Origin of the sequence: Luteolibacter sp. Populi, from assembly GCF_040801775.1 — a bacterium.
Classification (GTDB): domain Bacteria; phylum Verrucomicrobiota; class Verrucomicrobiia; order Verrucomicrobiales; family Akkermansiaceae; genus Haloferula.
Genome location: NZ_CP161812.1, coordinates 4294817 through 4312412, shown reverse-complemented (window position 1 = coordinate 4312412; position 17596 = coordinate 4294817). Strand labels below are relative to the sequence as shown.

Here is a 17596-nt window from a genome sequence, read left to right as displayed (position 1 = left end):
ATGCACGGTGAGGACTGGCGGCCGGTGCAGATTGCATCGGCTGGGAAGCGCAGATCCGGAGCCCGATGTGCGCGGGGAGCGGGATGGCTGCCTTGGCGCTAGATGGAACAAATCGTGCAAAGTTCCCATGCAACCCTGTCGAGCCATGTTCCGTTTCTTGCCTTGGAAGTTTATCGTGAAGCACGCCGCGCGGCGTTACGGGGTGCTGGACCCGGCGAGCTTCGTGGCGCGGATCCGGGGCTTCGCGCAGCCGTCCGAGGTGGGGGAGCCGCTGGAGCTGCTGAGGGCGGGGATCGTGTTCCATGCGCGGGGGCTGGTGAATGCGAAGGCGATCCAGCACAACCTCGACTGGGTGTGGCCGTTCTGGGTGGAGAAGCAGTTCAACCCGCGCGATCCGTCCTTCGTTCCGCGGGCGTTTTCATTCAGCCACATCAATCTGACGCACCGGAACTGGACGGCGGTGGGGATGCCGGGGGTGGCGGCGTATCCGATCGTCGATCCGCGGGGCCTGGTGACGCCGCTGCATGACGGGTGGTCGCTGGATTTCTGGGTGGTGACGGAGAGCCGGCGGCGGCTGCTGCCGAGCAAGGCGGAGGATGCGGCGGTGACGCAGCGGCTGGTGCTGGATCCGACGCTGCTGATCGAGACGAAGATCCGGAAGGATGACATCACGCTCGATCTGACGACGAAGATGGTGCTGAGCGACGGCAAGCCCGAGGTGTGCACGGAGGTGTGCGCGACGGCGAACGAGGACGGCTGGGTGGTGGTGGCGGTGCGGCCTTACAATCCGGAGGGGGTGCAGTTTATCAATAGGATCGGGATGGATGCTTCCGGCACGGCGTTCCGGGTGAACGACGAGTCGACGGTGAAGCTGGGCGAGAAGCCGGACTCGCTGCGGATGGCGCACTATGCGGAGGGCGACGTGTATCTGGATCTGCCGGGGAGCAGCGAGGAGCGCGAGGTGACTTGCGACACGGGGATGGCGACGGCGGCGGCGCTTTTCCGCCTGCATGCGGGGCAGACGCGGGTGCTGGGGATCTCCGCGACGCTGGAGCGCGACACGAAGGAGGCGAAGCATTTGAATGCGGCGCTGTCCTGGCAGGAGGCGCTGAAGGGCACGTCGGCGCTGAAGGTGGCGGATGGGAAGGTGCAGTTTCTCTATGACGCGGCGGTGCGGACGATGCTGCTCCTATCCGCGGAAGACTTGGTGCCGGGGCCTTATACCTACCGGAGATTCTGGTTCCGCGATGCCTGCCTGATGCTGCACCCGATGCTGGCGATCGGGATGGTGGAGCGGGCGAAGCGGGTGCTGGCGGAGTTTCCGGCGAAGCAGCTGCACAACGGCTATTTCCTCTCGCAAGAGGGCGAGTGGGATTCGAACGGACAGGTGCTGTGGATCGCGGCGAGGTACGCGGCGATGACCGGGCAAGAGCTGGGAGCGGAGATGGAGGAGGCGCTGCGCAAGGGGGTGCGCTGGCTGGCAAAGAAGCGGCTGGAGAAGGACGAGCCGAAGGGGACGAAGGGGCTGCTACCGGCGGGCTTCAGCGCGGAGCATCTGGGGCCTAACGATTACTACTACTGGGATGACTTCTGGGCTTGGGGCGGGCTGAAGGCGATGGCGGAGTATTGGCGGAAGAAGGGCGGTATCGCGACGCGTGAGGCGGAGGAGTTAGGGAAGGAGTATGAGGCGAGCATCGAGGCGAGCCTGGCGGGGATTCCGGCGAAGCGCTCGCTGGGGGCGATGCCGGCGGCGCCGGGGCGGCGGATGGATGCGGGGGCGATCGGGTCGATGGTGGCGGACTATCCGCTGATGCTTTACCCGGCCGGTGAGACGCGGCTGATGAAGACGGTGGATTTCCTGATGGAGCGCTGCTTCCAGCAGGGGGGATTTTTCCAGGAGATGATCCACTCGGGGGTGAATGCTTATCTGACGCTGGACCTGGCGCAGACCCTCTTGCGGGCGGGTGATCCGAGGTTCGCGGATCTGATCCGGCGGGTGGCGGAGCTGGCGACGCCGACGGGGCAGTGGCCGGAGGCGATCCATCCGCTGACGCTGGGCGGTTGCATGGGCGACGGGCAGCATGGCTGGGCGGCGGCGGAGTGGGTGATGATGATCCGGAACTGCTTCGTGCGCGAGGAGGCGGAGGAGTTGGTGATTGGATCGGGGATTCTGAAGGAGTGGGGCGATGCTGGCTTCGGGCCGACGCTGACGGCGTGGGGACCGGTGTTGGTGCGGCTGGAGGGATCGCGGATTTTTGTGGAAGGGAAGTGGCGCGGGGCGGCTCCGTGGTTGAGGGTGGAGGTGCCGGGATTTGCGCCGGTACGGGCGGAAGGAACCCAGACGAATTTCGAATTGGAGGCGCGATGAGAGTGATGACGGAAATGCGGGTGGGGATGGAATCGATGCGCGAGCGAAGGCGCGTGCAATGCGGGTTGTTACCGGTGGCGCGGGGTGGGCGGGGGAGTGGTGGTCGGGGATCTGTGGGGGGGCCGTTGGGGAGGGGGACGACGTTTCCGGCACTGGACTTTTGCGGGTGTATAACGGTGGCTCCACACTCCTTGCCCCCCTTCAGGGGGCGTCTTCCGGCCTCGGCATACCACCCCGGGTTTCACCCGGGGCCATCTCCCGGGCGCCCCTTCGGGGCTCTGGAGGACGCTGTCTACCCCCGGCATTGCCCTGCGCCATCTTCCGACCGCCCCTCGGGGGCTCTGGAAGGTGAAGCCAGCGTGGCGGCGGAGAGGGTCCCGCGGGCTTTGCGGATAGCGCCGTTACGGTGCTGTGGGCCGTATGAGGAGTCCGGCCGCTTGGGACCATTCTGCGGGGCGGTGCCTCCGCGGTCCCAGGGGGGCCGTCCGTTGGCGGAACCGCTGGGAATTTTGACACCCCTCCCCTGCTTGCCCCCATGAGAATCGCGATGTTCACGAATACCTACCTGCCGCACGTGGGCGGGGTGGCGAGGTCGGTGTATACCTTGGAGGAGGCGTGCCGGCGGCAGGGGCACGAGGTGAAGGTGATCGCGCCGCAATTCGACGGGGCGGAGGAGTCGCCGGATGTGCTGCGGATGCCGGCGATCCAGAACTTCAACGGCAGCGATTTCTGCGTGCGGCTGCCGGTGCCGACGATGATCCGGGAGTTCATCGAGGACTTTGAGCCGGACATCATCCACAGCCACCATCCGTTTCTGTTAGGCGACTCGGCATTGCGCGAATCGTGGAAGATGCAGGTGCCGATCGTTTTCACGCATCACACGCTTTACGAACGCTACACGCATTACGTGCCGCTGGATTCACCGGCGCTGAAGCGGATGGCGATCCAGCTGGCGACGGAGTATTGCAACCTCTGCGACCGGGTGATCGCGCCGAGCGAAAGCATCGCGAGGCTGCTGCGGGACCGCGAGGTGACGGTGCCGATCAGCTGCATTCCCACGGGGATCGACACGGCGGGATTCGCGGCGGGCGATGGCGCGGCCTTCCGGAAGGAGGCGGGGATTCCTGAAAGCGCACGGGTGATCGGGCATGTGGGACGGCTGGCGAAGGAGAAGAATCTGATCTTCGTGGCGGAGGCGGTGGCGCTACGCTTGAAGGCGGATCCGGAAGCGGTCTTCCTGCTGGTGGGAGATGGCGATGCGCGCGCGGAGATGACGAAGATTCTCGAAGCGGCGGGCGGCGCGGGGCGGGTGTTTGCGGTGGGGAAGAAGTCGGGACGGGATCTGGCGAATGCGTATGCGGCGATGGACTGGTTTGTCTTCGCCTCCCAGACCGAAACGCAGGGGATCGTGCTGGCGGAGGCGATGGCTGCGGGCAATCCGGTGGTGGGGCTGGACGGCCCGGGGGTGCGGGAGATTTTGAAGGACGGCGAGAACGGGCTGCTGCTTGCGGGCGATGCGACGACGGAGGAATTCGCGGCGGCGCTTGAGCGCCTGATGACGGACGAGGAGCTCTACAAGCGATGTGCGGCGAGGGCGCGTGAAAGCGCGGAGGAGTATGAGACGGTGCATTGCGCGGACCGGATGATCCATACTTACCAGGAGACGATCGCGCGCTACGAGCGGCTGGCGGATGATGACCCGATGCCGTGGGATAAATTCATCGCGGGCGTGGGCGTGGAGTGGGAATTGCTTTCGGCAAAAGTCTCGGCCGCGACCGCCGCGGTGATCGTAACCCCAGCGACGGAGGCCAGCCTTGATTAGCAGCATCGCCGTACGCCTGAGGTGGCTGCGGAGGAGAATCAGCCGCACGCACTGGGTCGCGCTTTTGCTGGGGGTCAAGCGTCCCAGCGGGGAGACGGAGGAGCCCGGGCTGATCATGATCCAGATCGACGGGCTCTCGCGCACGCAGCTCGAGCGGGCGGTGCAGAGCGGGCGGATGCCCTTCCTGGCGCGGCTGATCAAGCGCGGGCATTTCACACTGGAGAATTTCTACTCTGGAATCCCGGCGACGACGCCGGCGGTGCAGGGAGAGATTTTCTACGGGGTGCGGGCGGCGGTGCCGGCCTTCCAGTTCCTGCACCGCAAATCGGGCAAGGTGCTGCGGATGTTCGAGGCGGAGTCGGCGGCGCTGATCGAGAAGGAGATGTTAGAGAAGTGTCCGGAGCCGCTTTTGAAGGACGGGCATGCCTACTCGAACATCTATCGCGCGGGGGCGATCCGCACGCGCTACTGCTCCCAGGATCTGGCACCGGACGAGCTGCTGCGGCGGCTGCATCCCTTCAAGAGCCTGCTGCTGATCCTGGTGTATCTGCCGAAGATCCTGCGGATGATCGGGCTGGCGGCGCTGGAGTTGTTCATCGCGCTGGGGGACGCGGTGAAGGGCTTGTATGAGAAGGAAAGTTTTTGGCAGGAGATCAAGTTCGTACCGGCGCGGGTGGTGGTGTGCGTGCTGGTGCGGGAGCTGATCCGCTTCCGCATCCTGTTAGACATTGAGCGGGGGACGCAGACGATCCACGGGAATTTCCTGGGCTACGACGAGCAGGCGCACCGCCGCGGGCCGGGCTCGGCATTCGCCCACTGGACGCTGAAGGGGATCGACCGGACGATCCGCGAAATCTACCGGGCCGGGCACGGATCGGCGCACCGCGACTACGAGCTGATGATCTATTCGGATCACGGGCAGGAGCACACCGAGCCATATGAGAAGCGGCATGGCCGGGAGCTGGATGCGGCCCTAACAGAAGTATTCGCGAGCGGGCCGCTGGCGGGCACGCCGCTGTGGATGAAGAAGATGCCGGAGCTGGTGGGCAGCACGCTCGACCGCTGCCGCGCGATGATGGGCAGGGCACCGGTGAGCGTGACGACCGGCGGGGAGCCGGATCCGGCGCAGCAGATCCTGGTGGCGGCGATGGGGCCGATCGGGCATTTGTATTTCCCGAAGCTGCCAGATGCCGCGGCGATGGAAGCTTATGCGCGGGCACTGGTGGCGAAGGCGGGGATTCCGCTGGTGCTGCTGAAGCAGGACGACGGGACGGTGAAGGTGTGGAATGGGCGGGGGGAATGGGCGCTGCCGCGGGACCGTGCGGAGGTCCTGGGTCCGGAGCATCCTTTCCTGGATGAGGCGACGGAGGATTTCGTGAAGCTGTGCTTCCACGAGAATGCCGGGGACATCGTCTTCAGTGGCTGGGATCCGCAGGGACGGCCGATGTCCTTCCCGCTGGAGAATGGAGCGCATTGCGGGCCGGGGTATGAGGAGACGCGGGGATTCCTGCTGGTGCCGGACCGGATCCGCCGCTGGCACGTCTCGCACCTGGCACGGACGGGCGACCGGGTGCGTGGCGAGGATCTGCGGAAGATCGCGATGCACTATCTGGGGCGCGATGGCGGGGTGCGCGAGGAACGGGTGGCGGAGTACAAGAAGCGGGAGCGCGAGCTGCCGCTGCGGGTGATGACCTACAACATCCACAGCTGCCGCGGGACCGATGGCAAGCTGCGGCCGGAGCGGATCGCGCGGGTGATCAATCACTACGATCCCGATGTGGTGGCGGTGCAGGAGGTGGATGCGCACCGGCCGCGCAGCGGGGGGCATGACCAGGGGCAATTGATCGCGGACCACCTGCGGATGAGCCATGTCTTCCACGCGATGCTGGAGGAAGAGACGGAGCGCTACGGGATCGCGATCTTCTCGCGCTATCCCTTCCAAATCGTCAAGCAGGGGCTGCTGACGCCGCCGGATCGCGGCTTCATGCGCGAGGGCCGCGGGGCGATCTGGGTGAAGATGGAGATCGAAGGCCACGCGCCATTCCACTTCGTGAACACGCATTTCGGGCTCGGGCGGGCGGAGCGGCACGCGCAGGCGGACGAGCTGTTAGGGAAAGACTGGCTCGGCGGGATCCCGGCGGACGAAGCGGTGCTGCTGTGCGGGGATTTCAACTCCGGGCCGCGTTCGAAGGTCTTTCGAAAGCTGGCGGGGAAGCTGGGGGATGCGCAGCGGCTGGTGAAGGATCACCGCCCGCTGGCGACCTTTCCGTCGGTCTCGCCGATGCTGCGGCTGGATCATGTTTTCGCGAGCCGGCATTTCACCGTGGAAAGCGTCGAGAGGACGCTGACGCCGACTTCGATCGCGGCATCGGATCACCTTCCCCTGTGCGTGGAGCTCACGCTGCATCCCATCCCCCTGCCCCTTCATGAATAGCGTTGTCTTGATCCGGAAACATCGGGGAAAGTTGGTATCGGCGGCGTTGCTGCTGGCGCTGGCGGGATGGGTGGTGTGGGCGCATCGCGGGGATCTGAGCCGGGAGAATCTGGTGGCGCGGGGGCAGGAATTGCACGCGGCGTGGTTCATCGCCGCATTCTTCATCCTGCCGGTGCTGGGGTTTCCGGTCAGCATCCTGCTGTTCCTGGCCGGGGTGCGGTTCGGTTTGGGGGGAGGGATGGCTCTGGCGGCGGGCGGGACCTTCTTCCATCACTTCGCGGCATACCGCATCGCGCATGGATGGTTTCGCGACGGGGTGCGGCGGCGCTTGGAGAATGCGGGGCGGAGCATTCCGCCGATGAAGGAGGGCAAGGCGGCGTGGGTGACGGCACTCTTCGCGGCGATCCACGGTCCGCCGTATGCGGCGAAGCTGTATCTGCTGGCAATGACGGATGTGCCCCTGAAGATCTACCTGGGAGTGGGCGCGCCGATCTACATTCTCTTTTGCCTGGTGCCGGTGGGGGCCGGGAGCGCGGTGATGGATTTCAACCCGAAGTGGCTGTATGCGCTCACGATCGTGAGCGTGGCGTTTTTGCTGGGGGGGTGGTGGCTGAAGAGGCGGTACGGGGAGGCATTTGCGAAGGGGGATTAAACGGCTCGCCCGCGGCCGTTGCCGGCCGCGGGCTTCGATTCGTTAACCCTCCGTGACACCAATCACGGTTCTACCATGAAGCGGGCCTTTTGCGATCCTCCCAAACCGCGGAGGCCCATCGGTCGCGGAATCGGATGAGACACTATCGTCCTGTTAGAGTGGAAATACAAATCGGGGGAGGCCGGGTTTCTACTTAGGGAGGTGCCGCCAGGCCGTGCGCATCGCATCCAACAGGGGATGCAAAACGCGGTGGCGCTCAGTGGGCGCGGTGCGGTTTCCCTTCTTTTTTGAACTGCGGATCGTGACGATGGTCCCTGCCGTTTTCGATCATAGGAGCGCAGGAACCCATGGCCAGCAATAGGATCAGGGCCGCCGTCCGCATCGCCGTGAAGTTTGTCATGGGAAAGTATGAGCGCTTGGCGTGCCGCTGGCACAGGGCTTGCGAAAATACTCCGGATCCTGCCGGGCTTCTGCGCCCGGCCGAACACCGAAACCAACCGACGACTACCATGAAAACCATTACCAAAGTATTCGGTCTGGCGGCTCTTTTGACTTGGAGCGCGGACGCCCAGGTCACGGAAACCACCGAGACCAAGGACACTACCGAGCACGCCGACGGCAGCGTGACGGAGTCGACCACGACAACCACCCGCACTTTCGAGCCGGCGCTGCGGACAAAGGTCGTGAAGTACTTCGACACTTACAAAACCGAGAAATATGGCCTCCCGCCGGAGATCGTCACTTCGGTGAAGGTGAAGGAAGTGCCCGCGACCTGGCGGACAAGCGCCATCGCGCCGGGCGTGATCGTCACCGAAAAGGAACGACCGTATCTGGTCGCGGCACCGCCAACTTTGGTAAAGCTGCTGCCGGCCGCGGAGGAACGAAAAGTGCGATACTACGTCGCCGGTGGTAACGTGGTTGCGGTGGACCAGGAGTACAAGGTGGTGGACTCGATCCACATCCCTTCGATCAAGTATACCGTCGAAGAGTAAGCTCTGTTAACAGGGGGCGGCGGGCACGGTCTCGGGACGGTGCCCGCCGTCGTCTTTTAATGCGGGATGCGAAGTGTGGGGGCAGATTGCAATGGGTGGCGGCGGAGAAAGACGGCGAGGCGGGCCGTTGCGCCCTACTTTCGCGGGCGGCACGCGGCGTGCAAAGGAGGATGGCTATGGCACGCTCGATCTGGAAAGGGTCCATCGCCTTCGGCCTGGTGAACATCCCGGTGGGGCTGACGAGTGCGGAGGGTCGCCCGGACATCCAGCTCCACATGGTGGATAGCAAGAATCACGCGCGGATCCGCTACGAGCGGGTGAACGCGGATTCGGGAGAGGAAGTGCCCTGGGACCGGATGGTCCGCGGCTACGAGCACGAGGAGGGGCAATTCATCCTGCTCACCGACAAGGAGCTGGAAGCGGTCGAGCCCAAGCTGACGAAGACGATCGAGATCACCGAGTTCGTGAAGCTCGACGAGATTGATCCGCTGCTCTTCGACAAGCCCTACTACCTGGAGCCTGACAAGCGCGGGCGGAAGGCCTATGCGCTGCTGCGCGAGGCGCTGCGCAAATCGGGGAAGGCGGGGATCTCGCGGGTGGTGATCCGGACCCGCGAGTACCTTTCGGCGATGTTTGTCCGGGACGATGTGCTGGTGCTGATGCTTCTGAGGTTTCCGCAGGAACTCAAAGCTTCGTCGAAGCTCGAGCTGCCGTCATCGGGAGACAAGGAGTGGCAGCCGGTCAAGCGCGAGCTGGAGCTGGCCGAACGCTTGATCAGCGAGATGAGCGAGAAGTGGAACCCGAAGAATTACCACGATGAGTACCGCGAATCGCTGATGGATTACATCGAGAAGAAGATCCGCACCGGCGAGACGGTCGAGGACGTGAAGGAAGGCGATGAGGAGAAGGCCGGCAAGGGCAAGAGCAACGTCGTCGACCTGGCCGCCTACCTCGAGCAGAGCATCGGCAAGAAGCCGGCGGCATCGAAGACTGCCGCGAAGAAAACCGCGGCGAAGAAGGCCGCCAAGAAAGCCGCGAAACATGCCAAAAAGCCCGCCGCCAAAAAAGCCCGCTCCGCTTGAGAAGTATCGCGGGAAGCGCAACTTCAAGGCCACTCCCGAGCCTGCGCCGAGGCGTGGCAAGGAGCGGGGAAACATGTTCGTGGTGCAGGAGCATCACGCGCGTTCGCACCACTACGACTTCCGGCTGGAGATGGATGGCGTGCTGGTGAGCTGGGCGGTGCCGAAGGGAATTCCCGAAGACACCGGGGCCAACCGCCTGGCGGTGCATGTCGAGGATCACCCGGTGGAATACGGCAGCTTCGAGGGCGAGATCCCGGCGGGGAACTACGGTGCGGGGCAGGTGGCGATCTGGGACAGCGGCGAATGGGAACCGCTGGAGAAAACCTGGAAGCGGGAGTTCGCCAAGGGGAAGCTCAAGTTCATCCTGCATGGGAAGCGACTCGACGGGCCCTATCTGCTGGCGCGGATGAAGGAGGAGCCGAACTGGCTTTTGAAGAAGCTGGATCCGGCGACGCATCCAACCGGGACAGTTCCCGAGCCGGAGAGCGAAGCCGCGGGCTTCGTGGCACCCCAACTTGCGCGGCCGGTGCCGACGGTGCCGCAGGGCAAGGAGTGGCTGCACGAACTCAAGTACGATGGCTATCGCTTGATCGCGGTGCGGCGGAAGGGAAAGGTCCAGCTTTTCACGCGCAAGGAACTCGATTGGACGGATCGCTTCGCAGCGGTGGCGAAGCGGCTTGAAAAATTGAAGGGCGGGGACTTCGTGCTGGATGGCGAGGCGGTGGTCTACGACGACAAGGGGCGGACGAGTTTCGGCGGGCTGCAGGAAGCGCTGAAAGGAAAGGGCGAGGAGATCGTTTTCGTGGCTTTCGACATTCTGAATGCAGAGGGCAAGAACCTGCGGGATCTGCCGCTGCGCCAACGCTTGGAACATCTGGCGAAGGTGGTGCCAGCGGGCAAGGGTCCGATCCGGCGCTCGGATACCTGGGAGGCGGACGGGGGCGAGGATCTTTTCCAGCAGGCCTGCAAGCTGGGTCTGGAGGGCATCATCAGCAAACACGCTGAGGCGCGTTACTTTCCGGAAAGCCGGCGGGATTGGGTGAAGTCGAAGTGCCGGCCGCGTCAGGAATTCGTGATTTGCGGTTACACGCCGCCGCGGAATTCCTGTCCGGCATTCGGAGCGCTAGGTACTAGGTTCCTACGAGAACGGCAAGCTGGTGCCGCGCGGCAAGGTCGGCACGGGATTCACCGAGGACAAGCGCCGCGCGCTGCTCAAGCAGATGGAGAAACGCAAGAGCGAGCTCGCGCCCTTCGAGGCGGAGCGCGGCGTTACCTGGGTCCGGCCCGAGCTGGTGGCGGAGATCGAATTCGCGGAGATCACGCGGGATGGCTCGATCCGCCAGGGGAGCTTCGTTTCATTGAGGGAAGACAAGAGTGCGGATGAGGTGCATCTTGATGCCGTGGAACAGGCTTCGATTGGCAGCGACGAATCGATCGTGAAGGGCATCGAGATCACGCATCCGGAGAGGATCGTGTTTCCCGCGGACGGCATCCCGAAGCTGGAGGTGGCGCGCTTCTACGAGCGGGTGGGCGAGTTGATGATGCCGTATCTCGAGGGACGGCCGCTGGCCTTGCTGCGGGCTCCGGACGGGATCGGTGGATCGACCTTTTTCCAAAAGAGCTTCAAGGACCACGTGCCGCCGAAGGTGAAGATGAAGACGCTCGATGACGGCAGCGAGGTGATCCACATCAGCTCCCTGGAAGGCTTGATCTCGCTGGTGCAATTCGGAGTGCTGGAGATCCATCCGTGGGGTGCGGCGCTGTCGAATATCGAGAAGCCGGACGTGCTGGTGTGGGACCTCGATCCGGACAAGACGGTGCCGTGGGAAGAGGTGAAGGGCGCGGCTTTCCTGCTGCGGGATTTCCTCGGGGGGCACGGGCTCGAGACGCAGGTGAAGACCTCGGGCGGCAAGGGACTGCACGTGATGCTTTACCTGAAGAGGATGCACGGGTGGGAGGCAATGAAGCCATTCACCAAGGCGGTGGCGGCGGCCGTGGCGCAGCAGAATCCGCAGCGCTTCACGATCACCGCAAGCATGGCGAAGCGTGGCGGGAAAATTTACATCGATTGGTTGCGCAACGGACGCGGGGCGACATGCATCGCGCCTTGGGGGCTGCGGGCGCGGGACGGGGCGGCGGTTTCGACGCCGCTGGATTGGGATGATCTGGCGAAGCTGGATGCGCGGGGGTTTACGATGCGGGAGCCGTTCAAGCTGCCGGGGGATTGGAAGGGGATCGCGCCGCAGGCGGTGTCGAAGAAGCTGTTGAAGGAGCTGGGGGTGGGGTGAGACTGAGCCGGGATTCCGATCGTTTAAAGGGGATCCGCCGATACCCGCACGTGCCCCGAAGGCCCCCCCCTCCCAGATGCTCGCCGCATTGGTGGAAGGGAGACGTCGTGATCCATCGGCGAACCTGACGCGGTCGCCCTGTGGAGAACCTCGCCAGCTTTCAAGGAGCCAGCGCCACCCGCAGCCGCACGTATCGCGGACCTGCCGGTATCGCGGTATTCAGGCGGATCGTCAGCTCTTCCCGGCCATCCCCAAGCGGAGTGCTGCCGGTGGTGGTGAACTGAAGCGGGTCTCCGTTCCAATCGTCGAGGTCCGACGAACTCTGCGGCGTGTAGTTCACACCGCCTGAGACGGGGAGCCGGGTGAAGGTGAAGGTGAAGAACCGGTCGGCCCCGACCGTGCCGAGCCCGCCTGTTGGCAGCCCCGCCGTCCCCGCGGACCTCGGCAGCCTGCCGAGCGCGTATTCGAGCAGGTTCGGGGTCCCATCCTGATCGGGATCGGCATTGCCACCGCTGATGAGCAGGTTGTTCCGCTCCAGCGCGCTGAAGTGAAGGCTCCGCCACGCCTCATACGCCGCCGAAGGATGGCCTTGGAAAGTGTAGGGAACCCCGCCGGCCGGCAGCAACGTGCCCGGTGAGGTCGGCCGGTCATCCTGCAGCATCAGCCGTAGCGTGGCATCCGCGAAGACCGGCAGCGCATCGGTATAAGCCGCCGAGCGTGAAATGCGGAATTCCCATTCGGTCCCCGCACCCGCAATCAACCAGTCGAGCCCGCTTGCCGTGCCCTCGTTGAAGCCCCCTCCCCTCTGGTCGTAGCCGGTGCCGCCCTGAATCATCAGTGCGGAGCCGATGGTGCTTCCGGTAGGATGGTAGCCGGTCGCGGGATTGTTATCAGCATCGACGAACACGTTGCTCTGGAACTCCGAGAAAGGCGGCGCGGCCGGCGCAGCGTGCAAGGTGAAGCGACCGTAGAGATACTCCGCATCATTCGCCAGTTGCAGTGTTGCCCAATCAATCTCCGACCCCGAAGCCTCCCGGCTTGCCCGCACCGGAATGCCAGTCCAATCGCTGAAGCTCCCATCCACCGCGATCGCAGCGTAGTTGCCCGCGGCCGGAGCGCCGGCGAAGGCATAATCGACCGCCCCCGCGAACTCCGTTGCGCCGCCATCGCTCCACACCGCCAGCTTGATCGTGTTGTTCGGGAAGACCGCTTGCTCGGGACCTCCACCCACCGAGTAAGTCGCATTCCGCGCGATCCGGTATTCCTGAATGCTCGTGTTCGAAGCATAAGGCGCGATTCCACCCGCACCGTTGGTGAAGCTGGCACCGATGTTATAGTTCCCCGCGGCCTGGGCGAAGGGAAAGTCGTTCTGCCAACTCACCTCCGCCCCCACCTGGCCGAGGGTGTAGATGTCGAAGCCCGTGCCCGTGTTCGCGTCGTTATCCACGGACAGGAAGATGCTTGGCGAACCATTCAGCGTATTGGTGTCCACCGGACCGTTGTATTGGACCAGCACGTAGAGGTAGTCCGCGTCGTTCGCCACCTTCAGGGCAGCGATGTCCGGCGTGCCATCGCCCAGCGCGTCCAGCTTGCTATCCGGAATTTCGGCCCAGTCGGCGGCGTTGCCATCCACGCTGATCGGCGCGTAGTGTGAGGTCGGCGGCGGCGGCGGCGGGGAGGCCGCGAAGTCGAGGAGGATGCCCGCGCTCGTGTCACCACGATTGTCCTGGAGGGCCAAGCGGATCGTATTGCCGCTGAAAATCGGACCGCCGCCATTGGCGAAGGTCGCGTTTCGGGAGAGGCGCAGCTCGAAGGCGGTGCCCGGTCCGGCGGGCGAGAGCGACCAGGCGATTCCATTGACCCCGCCCTCGTTGAATCCGCCGCCGCGCTGGTCGTAGGCGGAGCCGCTCTCGATCATCACTTCCGAGCCGATGTTCGCCCCGTTGACCGGCATCCCGGTGGCCGGATTGTTATCCGTGTCGAGGAAGAGGTGGCTTTCCCAGTCGATGAACGGCGAAGCCGCCGCATGCAGGGTGAAGCGGACGTAGAGGTAGTTCGCATCGTTGGCCACCTGCACGTCGGCGAAATCGACGGGAGCACTGGCGTCCACGGGATCGTTCGAAAGGACCGGCACCCCATCCCAATCGACGAAGCTCCCGTCGATGCTCACCACACGATAAGTCGAAGGATTCGGCTGCGGCGTCCCGGCTAGAACCACGGCATTCGTGTCCTCATGTCCCAGCGCGTCCTCGGCACGGATTGCGAAGCGATACTCCGTCCCGTTGGTCAGGCTACCGAGCGTGTATTCGTAGGGGAAGCGCCCCGCCCCGCTGCCGCTGCGATAGCTGTCGGGAATCGCGGGAGCGATGTTCGCCAGCTTGGTCGCCGTGGCGAAATTCAGCACCGCATCCGTAGTGTAGTAGAGGTGATACTTGACCGGCCCCGTCTGGTCCCGGGCGACGTCCCAGCGGACCTTCGCGAAGCCGCTTCCCGTGACCACCTCCTGCACGCCCGTGCGCGGTGCCGGTGGCTGGTTGCCGGGCGTCCCCGGATCGGAATCCCCGCCGGCGGCGGCCGTGCTGTCCCATGTGGGGGCCGTGACATCGGGGTTCGCGGCATTCCAGGTCGCGGCCTGGGTGTTGAAGGGCAGGACATTGAGCGCCGGATTGGTCCGGTAGAGCATCCAGCCCTGGTCGCGCTGGGATTCGATGAAGTCCTGCGCGGCCACCCCGGGAGCTTCACCAGACGCGGTGTAGCCGAGGCTGACCACCGTGAACCCGTCCGGGCGGCTTGCCTCCGCATTGATCTTCGGCGCGAAGTTGAACTTGTTGTCCGCGAAGAAAGCCGTCGCCGCGCCCGATCCGCTACTATCCGTGTAGTAGCTCTCGAACATCAGCATGTCGATGTAAGGACGCAGCGTGTAGGCGTAGTTCTTCAGGTTCGGGTTGTAGAAGAAGACCCCGCGGTTCGCCATCAGCAGCTTGGCCGGATTGTCGTCGCTGATCTTCTTGACCAGGGCGCGGTACGCCGGGGTCGTCCACTCGAAGAAAGTCGCGCCGAAGCTGTTAGGTGCCGGGGTATCGAGCGTGTCCAGGAAGAGCCCGTCGCAGCCGTAGCCGTTCCCGGTAGTGGTGGTCAGCAGCTCCTGAATCCCGGCCCGCCCGTCGCTCGCCTTCGTCTTGGTCTTCAGGATCTCATACCAGGCCGGATCGCCGGGATTCACGTAGTAGCCGCCGAAGATTGCGTTCCGGTCCGGCTGGCCGTCGTGGTCGTTGTCATCGAGGTAGTAGGACGCGAAGCCGTTGCCACCGGGGGAGGCCAGCCCCAGCGGGGCGACACCGGCCAGCGGGCTCTCGTAGGAAGGGCGCGGATCGATCCGCGGGCCATCGCCATCCGCCACGAAGGGCGCACCCGGCCGGTCGTCTTCACCCACCGAGATGTAGGCCAGCACCTTCACATCATCGGCATTCCCGGCGACGCCATCCGGCCCCGAACGGATCGTGGCGATGCCGGCCGCGGTGATGTTGCTCGCGCTCGGGTGGAGGATCACCAGCTTGTAGCTGGTGCGCGCTTGCCCGATGAGCGTGCTCGTCCAGTCCCCGTAGTGGATGAGGTAGGGCGTGCTGGTATTGAACCCCGGCACCGGGCCGCGCTGGGCCGTGCAGGGGAGGAGGAGGGTGCCATGGGCGAGGAGGGAGACACAGGCGAATCGGCGTGGTAAGTTCATGATTTCGCGAATAAACAAGCGTCAGGTGACAGACATCACCTAGGGAAAGGAAGGGGATTCGGATGCCCGACACTTTTCGTGTCAGACTTCGCCAGATCCCGGTATTGGATCATGAGGCGACTCCATGCCTCACGGCAAACACCGATCGATGGACCCGGAAAAACTCGGCGAGATAGCAGACGGCAGCGACTCCGCTTCGGAGATCGCGGCGGAGATCCGTCTCTTCCAAGCGGGTTTGAAGGAGTATGTCGCCGGCCTGCTGGGCGGCGCGGACGGTGTGGAAGACCTGGTGCAGGAAACCAACCTCTTCCTCTGGGAGCAGCGCGGGGAGTTCGTGCGCGGCTCGAATTTCCGGGCATGGGCGAAGCGGGTGGCCTGGTTCAAGGTGATGGCCGAGCGGCGTGACCGCTTGCGGGAAGGACGCGTGGCCTTCAGCGAATCGATGCTCGAGCAACTGGCCTCCCGCGCCGAGGAGCGCATGCCCCAGTCCGACCTTCGGCTTGAAGCACTCCGCCGCTGCCTCTCGCGTTCCCGCCCGCAGGATCGCAAGATCCTGGAGTGGAAGTACTCGCGCCGCGCTTCCCTCACCGAGCTGGCGGATGCGCACGGCTGCGCGCCGAACGCGATGCACAAGATGATTTCCCGCCTGCGGCTCGCGCTGCGGCACTGCGTGGAGAAGCAACTGGCGGAGGACCTTTCATGATGAAGTGGCAAGCGGATGGTGAACTGAGACGTCTGGTCGACGGCATGCTGGATGGCAGCTTGTCGCGCACCGATGTGGCCAGGCTGGAGGAAAGGATGGAGGCCGATCCGCGCGCGATGGAGTATTACCTTTCGCTCGCCGGACAGGAGTCCCTCTTGGCGGAGCTGTGCGCCGGGGAACGAGACCTGCCGCTTCCGATGCCGGTCAAAAAACGGCCGCGCTTCCATTGGGCCGCAGCCGCCGCGCTGATCGCGGCGGCCATCGCGACCGCAGTGGTTATGAAAAGGAACCCGCGTTCCGAAGCGCCTTCCGTGGCCAAGACAGGTCCGGAGGCCCGCCTGTCCAGCGAGGTTGGCGCCGCCTGGAACGGCCAGCACCTCTCGCCCGGCGCAGCGCTCGGCACCGGCAGCGTGCTCGCCATTTCCTCCGGCTTGGCGGAATTGACCCACCGCTCGGGAACCCGGCTTCTGATCGAAGGCCCGGCCTCCTACGAAGTCACCGGTCCCAATGCCGGCCGCCTGAAGCATGGCAAGCTGGTGGCCGAGGTCCCTCCCGGTGCCGAGGGCTACGTCGTCGAATACGCCGAGGGCCGGGTGGTCGATCTCGGCACCGAGTTCGCGATCTCGGCCCCCGCGGACGGAGGACACACCGAGGTTGGAGTCTTCCGCGGCGAGGTGCGGGTGCAGCAGGAGAACGAAACCTTCGAGCAGGGTGCCGCGCTCTACGCCGGCCACGCGGTGCGCACCGGCGCTGGATCCGCGACCCGCCTGCGCTCGATCCCCTTCGACCAGGATTCCTTCATCCGCCAGATCCCCTCCCACGAGTATCCATGGTTCTACCACGGCGGGGAGGCCCCGATGGAGTGGGATGTCAGCCAGCTCGTCTGGTCCGCAGGCAACTACCTGGCCGTGATGAAGTGGATGAACGGCCCGCAAGCCCTGGTCCTGCAGAAGGTGGAGCTGCTCCTCGACGGCCAGGTCGTCGGTAGCGACGAACATCCCTGCAGCGTCGGCCACCTGACCAGCACGCTGGGCAACGTCTATCAACTGAAGGTCGGGCCCGGCGCCTGGAAGCGCGGCCGCTGGACCCTGCGCGCCTGGCCCTTCGAGGCCGCGGAGGGCGGGCATAGCGAGGGCATCCTGATGTTCGAGGACGGCGCCCTGCTCAACTCCGAGCCCGGGGATTTCAGCGGCCCCTGGGACTACGTTCACGATGGCAACCGCTACCGGCGCCTCTTCAACCCCGACGGCACCTGCTCGCTGTGGATCAATGACACGCCGTCCGACTACTTCAAGGACGCGGCCTGGGAACTCCGGGGCGGCATCCTGCAGGTGAACTTCCCCGCCTCCGACGTGGCCGAAGAACACCTGCTGCGGGACGGCAATAGCCTGCTCTTCATCAACCAACCGTACCGCAACGCCCGACGGGGGAAGTGACCCGAGACTCCATCGCCGCGCTTCCAGGGACACCGCTTCTACTGCCAAAGCCTCCACATTGCGGCTTGGAGTTACCCTCGCGGTAATCTAAC

At 64.8% G+C, this 17596-nt stretch carries 10 protein-coding genes and 1 pseudogene; 10 read left to right on the top strand and 1 reads right to left on the bottom strand.

Annotated elements, in window-relative coordinates; translation table 11 throughout:
* Positions 1-145 precede the first annotated feature (145 nt).
* The 8 genes and pseudogenes from ABWK72_RS17640 to ligD all read left to right on the top strand — a co-directional run bounded on the left by ABWK72_RS17640 (position 146) and on the right by ligD (position 11638).
* Positions 146-2368, top strand: a complete 2223-nt coding sequence (locus ABWK72_RS17640) for a hypothetical protein (protein WP_367870886.1) — start codon at positions 146-148, stop codon at positions 2366-2368.
* Between the two features lie 535 nt (positions 2369-2903).
* Positions 2904-4190: a glycosyltransferase gene (locus ABWK72_RS17635; protein ID WP_367870885.1), complete on the top strand. Its 1287-nt coding sequence runs from the start codon at positions 2904-2906 to the stop codon at positions 4188-4190.
* Between the two features lie 115 nt (positions 4191-4305).
* Positions 4306-6624, top strand: a complete 2319-nt coding sequence (locus tag ABWK72_RS17630; protein ID WP_367870884.1) for an endonuclease/exonuclease/phosphatase family protein — start codon at positions 4306-4308, stop codon at positions 6622-6624.
* The gene (locus tag ABWK72_RS17625) at positions 6617-7276 is read left to right on the top strand and encodes a hypothetical protein (protein ID WP_367870883.1); all 660 of its coding nucleotides are present in this window, start codon (positions 6617-6619) and stop codon (positions 7274-7276) included. The genes ABWK72_RS17630 and ABWK72_RS17625 overlap by 8 nt, the downstream gene beginning before the upstream one ends.
* 509 nt (positions 7277-7785) lie before the next feature.
* On the top strand, positions 7786-8268 hold the full coding sequence (locus tag ABWK72_RS17620) for a hypothetical protein (RefSeq protein ID WP_367870882.1): 483 nt from the start codon (positions 7786-7788) through the stop codon (positions 8266-8268).
* A 176-nt stretch (positions 8269-8444) separates the two neighbouring features.
* Positions 8445-9350 (top strand): Ku protein, encoded by a 906-nt coding sequence (locus ABWK72_RS17615; protein ID WP_367870881.1) that lies wholly within the window; start codon positions 8445-8447, stop codon positions 9348-9350.
* Positions 9310-10389, top strand: a pseudogene (locus ABWK72_RS17610) (DNA polymerase ligase N-terminal domain-containing protein); the annotation flags it as partial. The gene ABWK72_RS17615 and the pseudogene ABWK72_RS17610, both read left to right, overlap by 41 nt.
* Positions 10390-10507: 118 nt before the next feature.
* On the top strand, positions 10508-11638 hold the full coding sequence (gene ligD / locus ABWK72_RS17605) for a non-homologous end-joining DNA ligase (protein ID WP_367870880.1): 1131 nt from the start codon (positions 10508-10510) through the stop codon (positions 11636-11638).
* 160 nt (positions 11639-11798) lie between these two features.
* Here the strand turns inward: ligD and ABWK72_RS17600 are convergent, their stop codons facing one another.
* Entirely contained in the window at positions 11799-15365 is a 3567-nt protein-coding gene (locus tag ABWK72_RS17600) for a hypothetical protein (protein ID WP_367870879.1), read from the bottom strand.
* 148 nt (positions 15366-15513) lie between these two features.
* Between ABWK72_RS17600 and ABWK72_RS17595 the strand changes: the two genes are divergently transcribed.
* A complete protein-coding gene (locus ABWK72_RS17595) occupies positions 15514-16068 on the top strand; it encodes a sigma-70 family RNA polymerase sigma factor (protein WP_367870878.1) in 555 nt (184 codons plus the stop codon).
* Complete coding sequence (locus ABWK72_RS17590) at positions 16065-17504, top strand: FecR domain-containing protein (protein ID WP_367870877.1); 1440 nt, start codon at positions 16065-16067, stop codon at positions 17502-17504. Before ABWK72_RS17595 ends, ABWK72_RS17590 begins: the two co-directional genes overlap by 4 nt.
* The last annotated feature ends 92 nt before the right edge of the window (positions 17505-17596 follow it).